We start from the raw sequence: 16,322 nt of genomic DNA, 5'->3' as shown, positions 1-16,322 counted from the left end.
GAGAGGAGTACCCGTGCCCGACAGGAAGCTCACCGAGGCACGCTGGACCCATATCGCCCTGCCGACGAGCGATCTGGAGGCCGCGATCGAGTTCTACACCTCGTTCACCCCGCTGGTCGTGGTCGCCCGGCACAGTGACGCCGCCGGCGCCAACGCCTGGCTGTCGAACCAGGGGCAGGTGGAGACGCCGTTCGTCCTGGTCCTGGTGGGGTTCGACAAGGACAAGGGCAAGAAGCAGCCGCAGCTGAGCCCGTTCGCCCATCTCGGCATGGAGGTGCCCGAGCGGAAGGACGTCGACACCACGGCTGCCCGTGCCCGGGAGGCCGGCTGTCTGCACTGGGAGCCGATGGAGCTGCCGCCGCCGGTCGGCTATATCTGCGCCCTCACCGACCCGGACGGCAATGTCGTCGAGATCTCCCACAACCAGAAGGTCTTCGAGGAGGTGCGCACCCTCTGGGGAGACGGTGCCGGGCGGTGACGCGGGACGGGGAGACCGCGCAGGGCACCCGTGAGGCAGTCGAGAGCTATCTCGCGGCTCTCAACAGCGGTGACGCCGACCGGATCGCCGACCGGGTGACCGAGGACTTCCACAACGAGCACACCTCGGCACTGGGGCGGAGCGTCCACGGCAGGTCCGCCTACCGGGAGCGGCTGACGGCCTTCCTCACCGAGTTCCGGGAACTGGCGTACACCACCGAGGACCTTCTGGTGGACGGTGACCGGGCGGTTCTCGCCTACCGGATGACCTTCCGCTGGGCAGGGGCAGCGCACCGCCCGGAGATCCGGATCCGGGGCGTGTTCCGGTTCCGGGTCAGGGACGGGGCGGTGGCCCACCGGATCGACTACTGGGACGGCGCGGAGTTCCACCGCCAGGCCGGCGGAACGGCACAGCGGTGAACGGCGGTCCGGCGAACGGCAGATGGCGGATGTCGGACGGGAGGGGCTCAGCGGCCCATCCGCCGGGCCGGTCCGGCGGTCCGGCGGTCCGGTGACGACGACAGACCAGCAGACCAGCAGCGCGCAGCCAGCGATGAAAGGAACAACTGTGCAGACCCATTCGGCCCTCGGGGCGGGCAAGCTCCGGCGGATGCGCCGTATGTTCGGCGAGGACGGACGTGCCGTGTTCGTCGCCATCGACCACGCCGCGTACATGGGTGAGGGCCCGCCGCTCGGCGAGCCGATGGCGCGGATCGCCTCCGGCGGGCCCGACGCCGTGCTCGCCACCTGGCATCTGGCCCGCGCCTACGCCGATGTCTTCGCCGGCTCCGGCCTGGTCCTGCGGGTGGACGGCGGCTCGTCCGAGATCGGCGACTTCGCCCGGAGCGATGTCAACGAGATCATGCATCTGCCGGAGCAGGCCCTGAAGATCGGCGCGGACTGCCTGGTCGTGCTCGCCTTCCCGGGCGCGCCCGACGAGGATCTGTCGCTGAAGCGGCTGGCGCGGCTGGCCTCGGAGTGCGAGCTGCTCGGGCTTCCCGTGATGGGCGAGATGATCCCGGGCGGCTGGGGCAAGGCCGTGCCGTGGACCGCGCAGAACGTGGCGCGGGCCGCACGGATCGGCGCGGAGCTGGGCGCGGACATCATCAAGACCGTCTGCCCCGGGCCTCCCGCGGAGTTCGCCGAGGTCGTGGCGGCGTGTCCGGTGCCCGTGGTGGCGCTCGGCGGCCCCAGGACCGACAGTGAGGACGATGTGGTCGCCCTTGCCAAGGGTGTGGTGGACGCGGGGGGCGCGGGTGTCGCGTTCGGCCGCAATGTGTGGGGGTCGCCGGAGCCGGACAAGCTCGTCGCCCGTCTCCGGGACGCGGTCCACGGCACCGGCGCCTGAGTCCCGGCGCGTCCGTACCGCGCCGGTATGAGACCTCCGGGGCTCCGGCCCCGGGAAAGGCCCCGGGCGGACCGGGTGAGGTACGGGAGCGCAGGCCCGGTCCGCCCGGACTCCGTACTCCGACACCGGGTACGCCGACACCGGTCGGGGCCGGGGTCCGGCTCCCCGGGTGCGTACACCGGACGGATCAGTGGCTCCCCGGCTGCTCACACCGGTCCGGGGCCCGGCTCCCCGGCCGCGTACCGGCCGGGGGTCGGCCGGGGGTCGGCCGGGGGTCGGCCGGGGGTCGGTAACCGGACGCTCTCCCGGCGACCGGCCGGGCCTGATCGGCTCTCGCCGTCCGTACCGAACCGTCGAGGGGGCGGGCTCCCGAATCACCGGCCGGACCGCGGTTCCGGCGGCCCGTCACCCCTCGCCCCCGGCCGGGGGCCGGACGGCGACCCGCCCACCGTCCCCAGCCGGTGCGGTACGAACCGCCGATCCGGTACGGGCCACGTCCCACCGAGCCACCCCTCCGGCGCCGGGGGCCGACCGCTTCCCTGACCGACGGGACCCCCGCCGACGAGCCCCCGGCCCGCGAGCCGCCCCTGCCACCAGGAGTCGTGATCATGACCAAGCAGGTCCTCGCCGTTCCCTCGGTGGTCATCCGGTTCGCCGGTGACTCCGGCGACGGCATCCAGCTCACCGGTGACCGGTTCACCGCCGAGACCGCGGCCTTCGGCAACGACCTGGCCACCCTCCCCGACTTTCCCGCCGAGATCCGTGCCCCCGCGGGCACGCTCCCGGGCGTGTCCGCCTTCCAGCTCCACTTCGCGGAGCACGGGATCTCCACGCCCGGGGACAGCGCCGATGTGCTCGTCGCGATGAACCCGGCCGCGCTCAGGGCCAATCTCGGGCAGCTGCGGGCGGCGGCCCAGATCATCGTGGACCGCGACCAGTTCACCCCGCGGAATCTGACAAAGGCCGGCTACTCCTCCGATCCGCTCCAGGACGGCTCCCTCGACGCGTACACCCTGCGCCCGGTCCCGCTGACCACGCTGACGGCGGGCGCGCTGAAGGACTCCGGGCTCTCGCGCAAGGACGCCGGGCGCGCGAGGAACATGTTCGCACTCGGGCTGCTGAGCTGGATGTACCAGCGGCCGACCGGGAACACGGTGGCCCATCTGACGGCGAAGTTCGCCGGGAGGCCCGACATCATGCGGGCCAACATCACGGCCCTCCACGCGGGCTGGAACTTCGGTGAGACGACCGAGGCGTTCGCCGTGTCGTACGAGATCGCGCCCGCTCCCGCGCCCCCCGGACGGTACCGGAACATCACCGGGAACCTCGCGCTGTCGTACGGTCTGGTCGCGGGCGCGCGGCGGGCGGGGCTGCCGCTCTTCCTCGGGTCGTATCCGATCACCCCGGCCTCCGACATCCTGCACGAACTGAGCCGCCACAAGAACTTCGGCGTGACGACGTTCCAGGCGGAGGACGAGATCGCCGCGGTGAGCGCGGCCCTGGGAGCGTCCTTCGGAGGCTCGCTCGGGGTCACCACGACCTCGGGCCCGGGGATGGCGCTCAAGGCGGAGGCCGTCGGTCTCGCCGTCACCCTCGAACTGCCGCTGGTCGTCGTCGACATCCAGCGCGGCGGACCGTCCACCGGGCTGCCCACCAAGACCGAGCAGGCCGACCTGCTCCAGGTGCTGTACGGGCGCAACGGCGAGTCGCCGGTGCCCGTCGTCGCGGCGAGTTCGCCCGCCGACTGCTTCGACACCTGTCTGGAGGCGGTACGGATCGCGCTGAAGTACCGCACCCCGGTGGTGCTGCTGTCCGACGGATATCTCGCCAACGGCTCGGAGCCCTGGCGGATCCCCCGCGAGCGCTCGCTGCCCGACCTGGCCTGCGAGTTCTCCTTCGCCACCGGCCCCAACGGGACGGCCGAGGACGGCTCCCCGCGCTTTCTGCCCTATCTGCGGGACCCGGACACCCTGGCGCGGCCCTGGGCAGTGCCCGGCACCCCCGGTCTCGAACACCGTATCGGCGGGCTGGAGAAGGCGGACGGCACGGGAGACATCTCGTACGACGCCGCCAACCACGAGTTCATGGTCCGCACCCGACAGGCCAAGGTGGACGGCATCGCCGGGGAGCTGCCCCCGACGGCCGTCGACGATCCGGACGGCGATGCCCGGGTGCTGGTGCTGGGCTGGGGTTCCACGGCGGGGCCGATCACCGCCGCCTGCGCGCAGGTGCGGGCCGCCGGGGGTTCGGTGGCCCGGGCCCATCTGCGGCATCTCAATCCGTTCCCGTCCGACCTCGGCGAGCTGCTGGCCGCGTACGACCGCGTGGTCGTCCCGGAGATGAACCTGGGTCAGCTCGCCCTGCTGCTGCGGGGGCGCTATCCGGTCGACGTCGTCTCCGTCACCCAGGTACGGGGAGCGCCGTTCAAGGCCGCCGATCTGCGGACCGCCGTCGAGAAGGTGCTCTCCGATGTCTGATGCCCCGCCGATACCCGATGTCCCGACGGCGCCCGACGCCCCGCCGATGTCCGACGCCTCGACGGCGTCCTGCGCCCCGGCGAGCGTGCCCGCGACGGACGCGTCTGTGACCATCGCGTCTGTGACGCGCACGCCCCTGACGCTGACCGCGAAGGACTTCCGCTCGGACGAGGAGGTGCGCTGGTGCCCCGGCTGCGGTGACTACGCGATCCTCGCCGCCGTGCAGGGCTTCATGCCCGAGCTGGGTCTGGCGAAGGAGAACATCGTCTTCGTCTCCGGCATCGGCTGCTCGTCCCGCTTCCCGTACTACATGAACACCTACGGGATGCACTCCATCCACGGCCGTGCCCCCGCCATCGCCACCGGACTGTCCGTCTCCCGGCGGGATCTGTCGGTCTGGGTGGTCACGGGTGACGGCGACGCGCTCTCCATCGGCGGCAACCACCTCATCCACGCCCTGCGACGGAACGTCAATCTGAAGATCCTGCTCTTCAACAACCGGATCTACGGCCTGACCAAGGGCCAGTACAGCCCGACCTCCGAGCCCGGGAAGATCACCAAATCGACGCCGATGGGCTCGCTCGACACCCCGTTCAACCCCGTGAGCCTCGCCATCGGCGCCGGGGCCGGCTTTGTGGCCCGTACGGTCGACTCGGACCGGGGGCACCTCACCTCGGTGCTTCGGGAGGCGGCCGCGTACGAGGGCACGGCGCTGGTGGAGATCTACCAGAACTGCAATATCTTCAACGACGGCGCGTTCGAGGTCCTCAAGAATCCCGCCACCCGGGACGGACATCTGCTCCGCCTCGAACACGGCCGGCCGCTGCGGTACGGCGCCGACGGCGAGCGCACCGTCGTACGCGCTCCTTCCGGGTCCCTGCGCCCCGCCCTCACGGCGGACCTGGCCTCCGGAGCGGCGGCCGTCGCCCCGACCGGCAGTTGTACGTCCTGCGGAAGCGCGGCGGCCGGGGGTGAGCCGGCCGGCGGTGGAGGGGTCGCCCGGAAGGACGCCGGGCACGAGGTCGTGCACGACCGCGGTGAACCCGATCCCGCCGTTGCCTTCGCCCTCTCGCGGCTGCCCGAGAACGGCGGCCCCACCCCGATCGGGGTGTTCCGCTCGGTGGCCAGGCCCTCGTACGACCGGCTGGTCGCCGACCAGGTACGCGAGGCGGCCCGCACCGGGGGGCCCGGCGATCTGGACGCGCTGCTCACCGGGCGCGACACCTGGACCGTCGGATAACCCGCGCCCCGGCCGCCCCAGTCCGTTTCCCTCCGGGAGGTGTCCATGACCTATGTGATCGGTACGAACTGCGTCGACGTCAAAGACCGCACCTGTATCGCCGAATGCCCCGTCGACTGCATCTACGAGGGCGAACGGATGCTGTACATCCACCCGGACGACTGTGTCGACTGCGGCGCCTGCGAGCCGGTCTGTCCGGTGGAGGCAATCTACCCCGCCGACACCCTTCCGGCGCAGTGGCTGTGGCATCTGACCGCCGCCACCGAGGTGCTGGCGGGACACCGGGAGGAGCCGGGCGCGGGCCAGGTGACCGACCACCGGGACGTCACCCGGCTGCCCGCCGCCTCCGACGCCCCCTGACCCCGGCACCACGCACACCCGGGGGTCCGGATATCGCCGGACCCGCCGCCCCGCCGCCCGTACCGGCCGGGACCACCCTTCCCACCGCGATCAGAGAAGAGGCCAGACGTGACTGATTGGCGCCTTGCCGTGGACATCGGCGGCACCTTCACCGATGTCGTCCTGCTGGACGCCGACACCGGCCGTGTCGTCGTCGAGAAGACGCTCACCACTGCGTCCGCGCCGCTCGGCGGCGTACGCACCGGTGTGCTGTCCGCTCTGGGCAAGGCCGGGATCGCCCCCGGCGACATCACCCGGCCCATCGTCCACGCCACCACCCTCGTCACCAACGCCCTCATCGAGGGCAAGACCGGGCGCGCCGCGCTGGTGACCACCGACGGCTTCGGTGACACCCTGGAGATCCGCAGCGAGCACCGCTACGACATGTACGACCTCCAGATCGAGTTCCCGGCGCCGCCGATTCCCCGGGACCTGGTCTTCGAGATCAACGAGCGCACCTCGGCGAGCGGGGAGATACGCACCCGGCCCGGCGAGGCCGGGCTCGACGCGCTCGCCGACGAGTTGCGGCAGCACGACGTCGAGGCGGTCGCCGTGTGCCTGCTCAACTCCTATGCCGACGCCGAGAACGAGCGCACGGTCGCGGAGGGGCTGGCCAAACGGCTCGGTGTGCCGGTCTGCGCCTCGCACGAGGTGACCCCGCAGATCCGTGAGTACCCGCGCATGATCACCACGGTCTGCAACGCGGCGACCATGCCGGTCATCGGCCCCTATCTCAAGGAGCTCCAGGACTGGCTGACGGCGACGGGATTCGGCGCCTCGGTGCTGATGATGCTCTCCAACGGCGGTGTGGTCTCCGCCGACGACGCCCGCAGGGTGCCGATCCGGCTGGTCGAGTCCGGTCCGGCGGCCGGTGCGCTGGCCGGAGTCTGGTACGCGCGCCGGCTGGGCGAGGAGCGGCTGTTCTGCTTCGACATGGGCGGTACGACCGCGAAGTCCTGCCTCATCGAGGACTACCGGCCGGAGCTGACCAATGAGTTCGAGGTCGCCAGGGTCTACCGCTTCAAGAAGGGCTCGGGCTACCCCTGTTCGATCCCGTCGGTCGACCTGGTGGAGATCGGCGCGGGCGGCGGCTCGCTGGCCCGTGTCGACGACCTCGGTCTGCTCAAGGCAGGTCCCGACTCGGCGGGCGCCGACCCCGGTCCGGTCAGCTACGCCCGCGGCGGTACGGTCCCCGCGACCACGGACGCCGATCTGGTGATGGGCCTGCTCGACCCGGCGTACTTCCTCGGCGGCGAGATGCCGCTCGACCTCGGCCGGGCGCGGGCCGCGTTCGCGCCGCTGGGCGAGCGGCTGGACGCCTCGGCGGACGACACCGCCGTCGGGGTGTACGAAGTGATCAACCAGAACATGGCGGCGTCCGCCCGGATGCACGCCGTGGAACGCGGGATCGATCTGCGCGGTGTGTCGCTGATCGCGTTCGGCGGCGCGGGCCCGGTGCACGCCTGCGGGGTGGCGTCCCTGCTGGAGGCGCCCCGGGTGATCTTCCCCGTGAACGCGAGTGTGCTGTCCGCGTTCGGCACCCTGGTCAGCCCGGTACGGATCGACCTGGCCCGGTCCATGGTGCGGTCCCTGGACGGGCGGGTCTCGTCCGACCGGGATGTGCTGCTGGAGGACATGCGCCAGGAGGGCCGCCGGATCCTGGCCGCCGCGGGAGCCGCCGCCGGTGATGTGAGGTTCCGGTACGGCCTGGACGCCCGGTACGAGGGCCAGGGCAACGAGATCACCCTCTGGGTCGGCGAGGGCGCCTCCTGGCCGGCGACGCTGGAGGAGACGCTGGACCTGTTCCACGGCGAGTACGAGAAGATCTACGGCCTGCGGATCCCGGATGTCGGGGTCGAGGTCGTGACCTGGCGGGTCGCCGCCTGGTCGGACGCCCCCGGCTTCGAGGTGCCGGCCGTGGCCGGGGGCACCGGCTCCCCCGTGCCCGACCGCCACCGTGACGCCCGCTTCCGCAGGGGCGAGGACCCCGTGCCCGTACCCGTGTACCGGCGTGCGGCCCTCGGCGCGGGTGACCGCTTCGAGGGGCCCGCCCTCGTCGAGGAGCGTGAGACCACATCCGTCATCCCCGGCGGCTGGAGCTGTGAGGTCGCGGCCGACGGCTCGATCATCGCCACCGCCACACCGAAGGAGGTCTCCCCGTGAGCCCTGAGAGCCCCGTGAACCCTGAGAGCGCTCAGAGCCCTGAGCCCGCTGCGAGCGCTGAGAGCGCTGAGAGCCGCACGTTCGACGCGATCGAGCTGGAGGTCCTGTGGGGCTCGCTAGTCGCGACCGTCAACGAGCAGGCCAAGGCGCTCCAGCGATCCGCCTTCTCCCCGATCGTGCGGGAGGCGGGCGACCTCGCCAACGCGCTCTTCGACCGGCGCGGCCGGATGGTCGCCCAGGCCGTCACCGGCACTCCCGGCCATATCAACTCCCTCGCGATCGCCTGCCGCAACATCCTCGACCGCCATCCGGTCGACTCGCTGGCCCCCGGTGATGTGCTCATCACCAACGACCCGTACCGGACGGCGGGTCAGCTGCTGGATGTGACCGTGCTGGTGCCCGTGTGGCGCGGGGGCCGGGCCATCGGGTTCTTCGGCTCCACCATCCACCACACCGACGTCGGCGGGTACGGCATCGGCGCGGGCGCCCGCGATGTGTTCGAGGAGGGCCTGTGGATCCCGATCAGCAAGCTGATGACGGCGGGCGGGCGCAACGATCCGGTCTGGGACTTCATACTGGCGAATGTGCGCCAGCCCACGCATATGGCGGGCGATCTGCACGCGCAGATGGCGTCCGGCGAGGTCGGCGCCGGGCGGCTCCGGGCACTGCTGGACGCCTACGACCTCCCCGACATCGAGAACCTGGCGGACGAGGTGATCCGCCGCTCCGAGGACGCCACCCGGCGCGCGATCCGCGAACTGCCCGGCGGGGTCTACCGGGCCTCGTCGGTGCTCGACCTGGCGGACGGCTCGGAGATCACCATCGAGGTCGCGGTGACCGTCGACTCCGACAAGGGCGAGATCCTGGTCGACTACGCGGGCTCGTCGGGCGCGAGCCCGTGGGGCATCAACGTGGTGAAGAACTACACCCACGCGTATACGACGTTCACCCTGCGCAGCCTGCTCAATCCGGAGATCCCCAACAACGCGGGCTCGCTCGCGCCGATCCTGGTGGAGGCGCCGGAGGGCAGCATCGTGAACGCGGTGCCTCCGTCGCCCTGCACCGCACGCCATGTGGTGGGTATGTTCCTGCCGATGCCGCTGCTCCAGGCGATGTCCCAGGCGCTGCCGGACGCGGTGATGGCCGAGGGCTCGGCCGCCGTGTGGACGATGCAGGTCAGCGGGCACGACGCGGAGGGCAAGCCGTTCATCACGGCGATGTTCACCTATGCGGGCGGGGTGGGCGCGCGGGCGACCAAGGCGGGTCTTTCGACCACCTCGTACCCGACCGGCGTGTCCGCCGTGCCGCTGGAGGTCGTGGAGGCGTCCGCGCCGATCCGGTTCCTCCGCAAGGAACTGCGCCGCGGCTCGGGCGGGAAGGGCGCACAGGAGGGCGGGATGGGGCAGACGATCGAGTTCACGGTCGACTCCCCCTCACCCTGGGTCCTCAACGCGGTGACCAGCCGTCTCGCCCGGGGCCCCCGGGGCGTCTTCGGCGGTGGGGCCGGGGCGACCGGCCGCTTCCTGGTCAACGGGGAGCCGGTCCGTACCCAGGCGCGCATCACCCTCCAGCCGGGTGACGTCGTACGCCTGGAGCTGCCCGGCGGCGGCGGGTACGGGGAGGCGGAACCCCCGGCGGCGGCCGCGTTGGTCTGACGTTCCGTCACGGGGGCGGGTGGGACGTCCGCGGTTCGGGTCCGAGGTGCGGTCCGGTCCCGGTCCGGTCCCTCCGTGGTGCTCGTGGTGCCGGGCCTCCGCCGGTCGGGATGTGGGTCCGCGCGCCAAAGGACAGTCCTCGCCCCCGGGGTTCCGTTCACCGGGTGGTGCCCGTCGGTCCGGTCCTCACGGGGGCGGGGTCACGGCCGGGAAGGCGAGCAGGCCGGAGCGGCCCGCGCCCCACGGGGTGGGCCTCCCCCGCGCGCGGGCCCGCCCGAGTCCCGGCACAGCCCCGTATCCACCCGTACCTCTCCCGCCCGCGGCGGGCCGCACTTCCCCGGCCCGCCGCGGGACCCGGACTTCTTCGGAGGCAGGACATGGCGATCCCACCACCCACCTTCGCGGCCCGCTGGGCGGACACCGTCGCCGCCGTCCCCGGAGCGACCTTCCTCGTCTGGGAGGCACCGGACGGCTCGGTGACCCGCTGGACGTACGGCGCGTTCGACGACCTGGTCGCCCGGACGGCCGGCGCGCTGGTGGAGCGAGGTGTCTCCCGCGGGTCCCGGGTCGGCATCGCACTGCCCAACTGCCCGGCGTACGTGGCCCTCTGGCTCGCCCTCGCCCGCCTCGGCGCCGCGATGGTGTGCTCCGACCCGTCCGCGCGCGCCCCCGAACTCGCGGCCCAGCTGCGCCGCACCGGGGCCCGGCTCGGCTTCTGCGCCCCCGCCCTTGCCCCGGAGTTCCGGGCCGCCGCGGCAGGGACCGGCACCGAGGTGATCGAGGTCGAGGTCACCGACACCGGCCTGGCCTCCCTGAGCGGCCCCCCGGTGTCCGCCGTGCGCGCGGAGCCGGACGATCCGGCCGGGCTGATGTTCACCTCCGGCACCACCGCCGAACCCAAGTGCGTGGTGGTGACCCAGGCCAACTACGCCTTCGCCGGGGACGTCATGGCGTCCGCCGCCGCGCTGCGGCCCGGGGACCGGCAGCTCGTCGTCCTGCCCCTCTTCCACGCGAACGCCCAGTACTACTCGTTCGCCCCCGCCATCGCCGTGGGCGCGTCCGTCGTGCTGATGCCGCGCTTCTCCGCGAGCGGCCTGCTGGCCCAGGCGGCCCGCCACGAGGTGACCCATCTCAGCCTGTTCGCCGCGCCGATCCGGATGGTCCTCGCACGGGGCGCCACCGAGGTGCCCGGACAGCGGATCACCCACTGCTGGTACGCGCAGAACATCACCGGCGAGCAGTACGAGCGGTTCGCCGCGCTGGTCGGGTGCCGCCCGCGCCAGCTGTACGGGATGACGGAGACCGTGCCCGCCGTGCTCACCAATCGCGCCCTCGCCCCGGAACCGTCCTCCATGGGCACGGTGACCCTCGGCTGCCGGGTCGAGGTCCGCGACCCCGGGACGGGGCGCGCGGCAGCGCCCGGGGAGGAGGGCGAGGTGTTCGTCCACGGAGAGCCGGGGACCACGCTGTTCGCGGGCTATCTGGACGATCCGGCGACAACGGCCGCCTCCTACCCCTTCGGCGACGGCTGGTTCGCGACCGGCGACCGGGCGACCACGGACTCCCTGGGCAGGTTCTTCTTCGCCGGCCGCCGTGGCGATGCGCTGAAGGTCTCCGGCGAGAACGTCTCACTGATCGAGATCGAAGCGGTACTCGCCCTCCACCCGGCGGTCCTGGAGGCCGCGGTGGTCGGCGAGCCCGATCCCGTACGGGACGAGGTCCCGGTCGCCTATGTGGTGCCCGCGCCCGGGGCCGAGCCGGACGCCCTGGACGATCTGGCGGACTGGTGCGCCGCGCGCCTGGCGAAGTCCAAGCGCCCGGTGCGGTACGAGCGGGTGCCGGAGCTGCCGCGCACCTCGGTCGGCAAGATCCGCAAGTTCCAGCTCACCGAGAGGTCCCGCGCATGACGGCCACCCCGCCTCCGCACCGCCCCTTCCCCGGCCTCACCGTGCCGGAGCGGCTGCCCTCGACCGCCGCGCTCGCCGACGTCCTGCAACTGTGCGGCAGCGCGGGCTGGCTGACCCCGCCACTGCGCCCGTTCGCGCGGGGCGGTCCGGCACCCGTCCTGGGTGCGGCCCGTACCGTACGGATGGCGGCGGGCCCCGGCACCCACGGGCTCGGTCCGCTGCGTTCCCTCTTCGGCGAGAACCTGCCGGGGCGGATTCTGGTGATCGCCGGTGCCGACTGCGTGCCCGGTGCGGTCTGGGGCGAGATCCTCACCGCGGCCGCGCTCGCCCGTGGCGCGGCCGGAGCGCTCATCGAGGGGCACGTACGGGATGTGACGGCCCTGGAGCGCCTGTCACTGCCGGTATGGGCCCTCGGCGAGGCCACGGCGGGCCCGGGGACAGGGGTGCATGTCGCCGAACTGGACGGCCCGGTCACCATCGGCGGGGTGACGGTGACGGACGGCTCCCCCGTACTCCTCGACGACGGCGGCGCGGTGGCACTGGACCCGGACGAGGCGTCGCGGCTCCTCGCCGACGCCGAGGAGTACACCCGGGCGGAGGAGCAGGTGATCGGCGCCCTGGAGTCCGGACTGCGGCTCCCCCGGGCGTACGCGCCCAAGGCCCGGACCGTCGCCCGCCTGCGCCGGAGCCGGTCCTGAACCACGGCCCTGCGGGCGCCCCGGCACCCGCCGCCCGATGAGAAGCGCTCTCATCACATGACAGTCCACCCATATTCGTTGACCCGCCTGTCCGCACCCTCCTAATCTCGCCAATCACTGCGGTGCGGCGCAGGGTTCCCAAGCCGCCTCGTCCGGGCCTCCCGGCCGTGTCGAGGAGATCCTTGGGAACCGGCACCACATTGCTGCCGAGAAGAGAGCCGTCGCGGCCCATGGCGAAGGCTCTCCCTTGGACCGCTCGTCGGCCTGGCCACTCCCGTACAGGCCGACGGGCTTTTTTCTTTTGTGGCTCGGTTCTCCTCCGGGGGCCCTAAGTGTGCGTCGACGGTCGATCGTGCTCGACCAGTGGGCCGGGCGGGGCGGTCTCCGGACAGTTGCCGACGCGCGGTTTTGTTTTGTGGCTCGGTTCTCCCCCAGACTCCGTCCGGGGGGACCCCCACCCGGGGGCCTGAAGTGTGTGTCGACGGTCGATCGTGCTCGACCACTCGTTCCTCGCGGCCTCCGCGCGTTCTCCCTTTCGACACCCACGGCCCCCTTCGGCTCACTCGCCAAGCACATGGGGTGAAGGGAGAGGGCGCAGGCCCCTCCAGCGGCTGAGGGGCAGGCCCGAGCAATCCCGCCCCACCCGCACGTCAGGACCAAGCGCCCCAAATCCCGCCCCTCCGGCGGCTGAGGGGCAGGCCCGGGCAATCCCGCACCACCCGCACATCAGGACCAGGGCACCAAAAAACAGCCCCTCCGGCGATTGAGGAGCGGGGACCGGGGCAGAGCCCCGCAAGCAACCGGCACACGAGCAGGGCCCGCGCACCAGGCCACCCCGGGGCCGCAGACACCCCCACCCGCGAGGGACCGGACGCATCAACCCGAAACGGCACTTGAGGGCCGGGTCTCCGGCGATTGAGGAGCAGGGTCCGGGGCGGTGCCCCGCGGGCGACCGGCACACGGGCCCGCACACCAGGCCCCGCACAACCCCCTACGCGCCCGCCGAGCGCGAGCGCGTACGGCGGCGGGGGCCCTCCTCCTGGTCCGTGGCGCGCAGATCCTCCAGCAGGCGGGCCTGACCCGTCAGAACGCCGGTGAGGATGCCACGGGCGACCCGGAGGAGTTCGGCCACCTCGGGGCTGGCCAGGGCGTAGTACACCGCCGAGCCCTCACGGCGGGTCACCACCAGATTCGCGCGGCGCAGAACCGCGAGCTGCTGGGAGAGATTCGCGGGCTCGACCCGCACCTCGGCCAGCATTTCCGACACGGCGTGCTCACGCTCACTCAGCAGTTCCAGCACCCGGATACGCACCGGATGCCCCAGCGTCTTGAAGAACTCGGCCTTCAATTGATACAGCGGCGCGGTCACCGGACCCGCCCCGTGCCCCGACGCCCCGGCGTCCGGCCGGACGTCGACCGCCCCGCCCGCTCCATGCCCCACATCCCCTCAGCAGCCACTGTCACATGGACATCATCGGCCATCGCGCCATTGTGGCGACATCACGGCGGCCGGGCCCGGTATTCGGGAAAGCCGGAGAAAGCCATGCGGGCGGCTGTGTCCGCGACTTTTTTGCGGACACAGCCAATCCGTCATGTAGTGAATTGCAGAAGTCTGCAATTCATGGGCAGAAGAAAAGGGTTCGGGAGATCAGCCCGGGTTCCCCTGGTCGTAGCGCCGAACGGCCCAGTCGTCGCCGGGGCCCCAGCTCCACTCCATCGACGGGTCGTACCCCTGCTGAAGGCCGTACTGCGTCTCGTCGTACCCGGAAGGGCGGCCGGGACCCTGCGGCTGGCCGGAGGCCTGTAGGGGGACGCCCTGGGGCGGGGTGCCTTCGGGGCCGTACCCCTGCGGCTGGGGGTACTGCTGATAGTGCTGGTAATGCTGGTGACTGTGGGCCGGGTGCGGAAGGTGCACCTGCGACTGCTGGGTGGACTGCTGCTGGTACGCGGCGCGGCCGTACACCTGTCCGCCCATGCCGTACTGCTGCTGGTGCTGCTGGATGTGCTGGTGCTGCCGGGCGTACGGGCTTCCGTGCGGCAGATGACCGTGGGCGTATCCCTGGGCCATCAGGTGCGGGGCGTCGAACCCCTGCTGCGCCTGGGGCACATAGGGGCGGAAGGTCTCCGGCTGGAACTGCCCGGGCACGGGCCGCGCGGGCTCCTGGGCGGTGACCGTCGCCGCGGTGGCGGCGGCCGGCTCGGCAACGGTTTCGGTCACCGGCGCGGCGGTCGCGGGGCTCTCCTCGGGCCGGTGGCCGGGGAGCAGGACCTCGACGTCCCCGTCGCCGGCCTTGCGCCTGGCCTCCGCCCACTCCTCCAGCTGGGCCTTGCAGGCGAGGTCCAGATGCATCACGGCACGGGCGTCGATCACGACCCGGCTCTTGTCGGCGACGGACTCCAGGGCGTCGATCAGCTTGAGCATCTTCAGGAAGGTGGCGCTGCCCTTGATCACCAGACGGGCGCTGTCGCCGTCGGTGGTCTTGCGGATGGTCATATGGGACATCCGCAGTGCCGTGAGGACGATGGCGACCGCGAGACCGGCGAGTACGCCCTCCAGGAGGTTGGCGAGGACGATGGCGCCGGTGGTGATCACCATGACGATGCCCTCGCCGCGGTCCGTCTTCCACATCTGCACGAACGCGGGCGGGTTGAAGAGCTTCCACCCGGCGTGGAGCAGGATGCCGGCCAGAACCGTCACCGGGATGAGCCCGAGCAGGCCCGGCAGCAGCAGGCCGAAGCCGAGGAGCCAGGCGCCGTGCAGGATGCGGGAGACCTTGGTCTTCGCGCCCGCCTGGACGTTGACCGCGCTGCGGACGATGACAGCGGTCATGGGCAGGGCACCCAGGAATCCGCAGAGGGTGTTGCCGACGCCCTGGGAGAAGAGTTCCTTGTTGTACTCGGTGCGCTCACCGGAGTGCATCCGGTCGACGGCCGCGGCGCTGAACAGGCTCTCCGCGGAGGCGATGATGGTGAAGGTGACGATCATCATCAGCACGGCCGGGTCGAGGAGGTTCCCGAGGTCGGACGGGCCGACGAGGTCGATGGCCTCCGTGAGGTCGTTGACCTTCACCCTGTTGATGTCGAACACCGGCAGCGCGGCGATGATCGAACCGAGCAGCACGGCGAGCAGGGGCGCGGGCACCTTGCCCAGGGGCTCGGGGACCTTCTTCCACACGAAGCACAGCACGACGCTCATGGTGCCGAGGGCCAGCGCGGCGATCTTGTGGTGATCGCCGAGGACGTCCCCGACCAGATCGGGGAGACCGGCGATGTTCTTGGTGGCCGTACCGAGCTGCTTGGAGTCCACGAGGGCGTACGCCTGGCTGAGCATCAGGGGGAGGCCGATGCCCGCGAGCATGCCCTGCACCACGGAGAGCGAGATGGACTGGAACAGCCGGCCCATCTTCAGCATGCCGAGCCCCATCTGGAGCAGGCCGGAGATCAGGACGACGGGTCCGAGCAGGGCCACCCCGTGCTCGGTGGTGAACTCCAGGACGAGGACGGCGAGTCCGGCGGCGGGGCCGCTCACCTGGAAGGTGCTGCCGGGGAGGAAGCCGACGACGAGGCCGCCGACGATGCCCGAGATGATGCCGAGGGACACGGAGACGCCGGAGGCGGCGGCGACACCGATGCACAGGGGCAGGGCCACCAGGAAGACGACGACCGACGCGACGATGTCGGTACCGATGGACCCGGCGGGGGCGGACGAACCGGCGGGTTTCCCGGAAGGTCCGCCGCTGCTCCGTTTGGCGTGACGGCCCGCACCGGGACGTGTTCGTTCAGACGACAAGGTGGTTCCTTCCACCACATCCGGCCGGCCGTGGAGCCCGGGGGGGAAGTCCGTGCGGCGGACCGATGCGTGAGTCGGGGGGGTACCGTCCGGCTCGGACGGCCGGGGCTCCGGGCGGAGTCCCGGGCCGGAGCATGCGCCCGTGCCGTGAGTCGTCCGTGAGCACTT

Annotated in this window: 12 protein-coding genes; 10 read left to right on the top strand and 2 right to left on the bottom strand. The window is 72.0% G+C overall.

The features are described 5' to 3' along the window. Positions 1-13 precede the first annotated feature (13 nt). The 10 genes from ACIBCM_RS05870 to ACIBCM_RS05825 all read left to right on the top strand — a co-directional run bounded on the left by ACIBCM_RS05870 (position 14) and on the right by ACIBCM_RS05825 (position 12,364). Entirely contained in the window at positions 14-478 is a 465-nt protein-coding gene (locus ACIBCM_RS05870; RefSeq protein WP_399240623.1) for a VOC family protein, read from the top strand. Then, on the top strand, positions 475-897 hold the full coding sequence (locus ACIBCM_RS05865; RefSeq protein ID WP_399240622.1) for a nuclear transport factor 2 family protein: 423 nt from the start codon (positions 475-477) through the stop codon (positions 895-897). Before ACIBCM_RS05870 ends, ACIBCM_RS05865 begins: the two co-directional genes overlap by 4 nt. Before the next feature lie 148 nt (positions 898-1,045). Continuing rightward, the gene (locus ACIBCM_RS05860; RefSeq protein WP_399240621.1) at positions 1,046-1,825 is read left to right on the top strand and encodes a class I fructose-bisphosphate aldolase; all 780 of its coding nucleotides are present in this window, start codon (positions 1,046-1,048) and stop codon (positions 1,823-1,825) included. 608 nt (positions 1,826-2,433) lie between these two features. Next, entirely contained in the window at positions 2,434-4,302 is a 1,869-nt protein-coding gene (locus ACIBCM_RS05855) for a 2-oxoacid:acceptor oxidoreductase subunit alpha (protein ID WP_399240620.1), read from the top strand. Positions 4,303-4,348: 46 nt separating this feature from the next. After that, positions 4,349-5,542 (top strand): 2-oxoacid:ferredoxin oxidoreductase subunit beta, encoded by a 1,194-nt coding sequence (locus tag ACIBCM_RS05850; protein ID WP_399240799.1) that lies wholly within the window; start codon positions 4,349-4,351, stop codon positions 5,540-5,542. A gap of 45 nt (positions 5,543-5,587) precedes the next feature. Next, complete coding sequence (gene fdxA / locus ACIBCM_RS05845; protein WP_399240619.1) at positions 5,588-5,902, top strand: ferredoxin; 315 nt, start codon at positions 5,588-5,590, stop codon at positions 5,900-5,902. A 108-nt stretch (positions 5,903-6,010) separates the two neighbouring features. Continuing rightward, entirely contained in the window at positions 6,011-8,104 is a 2,094-nt protein-coding gene (locus ACIBCM_RS05840) for a hydantoinase/oxoprolinase family protein (RefSeq protein ID WP_399240617.1), read from the top strand. After that, entirely contained in the window at positions 8,101-9,759 is a 1,659-nt protein-coding gene (locus ACIBCM_RS05835; protein ID WP_399240615.1) for a hydantoinase B/oxoprolinase family protein, read from the top strand. Before ACIBCM_RS05840 ends, ACIBCM_RS05835 begins: the two co-directional genes overlap by 4 nt. A gap of 377 nt (positions 9,760-10,136) precedes the next feature. Further along, positions 10,137-11,666 carry a class I adenylate-forming enzyme family protein gene (locus tag ACIBCM_RS05830; protein ID WP_399240613.1) on the top strand — a complete coding sequence of 510 codons (1,530 nt, stop codon included), beginning with the start codon at positions 10,137-10,139 and terminating at the stop codon, positions 11,664-11,666. After that, the gene (locus ACIBCM_RS05825) at positions 11,663-12,364 is read left to right on the top strand and encodes an RraA family protein (protein ID WP_399240611.1); all 702 of its coding nucleotides are present in this window, start codon (positions 11,663-11,665) and stop codon (positions 12,362-12,364) included. Before ACIBCM_RS05830 ends, ACIBCM_RS05825 begins: the two co-directional genes overlap by 4 nt. 991 nt (positions 12,365-13,355) lie before the next feature. Here the strand turns inward: ACIBCM_RS05825 and ACIBCM_RS05820 are convergent. Next, positions 13,356-13,733, bottom strand: a complete 378-nt coding sequence (locus tag ACIBCM_RS05820) for an ArsR/SmtB family transcription factor (protein ID WP_399240609.1) — start codon at positions 13,731-13,733, stop codon at positions 13,356-13,358. 279 nt (positions 13,734-14,012) lie between these two features. Beyond that, positions 14,013-16,154, bottom strand: coding sequence for a SulP family inorganic anion transporter (locus tag ACIBCM_RS05815; RefSeq protein ID WP_399240607.1), 2,142 nt, complete (start codon positions 16,152-16,154; stop codon positions 14,013-14,015). Between the last annotated feature and the right edge of the window lie 168 nt (positions 16,155-16,322).

This window comes from Streptomyces sp. NPDC051018 (genome assembly GCF_044456085.1).
Classification (GTDB): Bacteria; Actinomycetota; Actinomycetes; order Streptomycetales; family Streptomycetaceae; genus Streptomyces.
The sequence above is the reverse complement of the archived record's forward strand: the minus strand, read 5'-3'. Positions and strand labels throughout refer to the sequence as shown.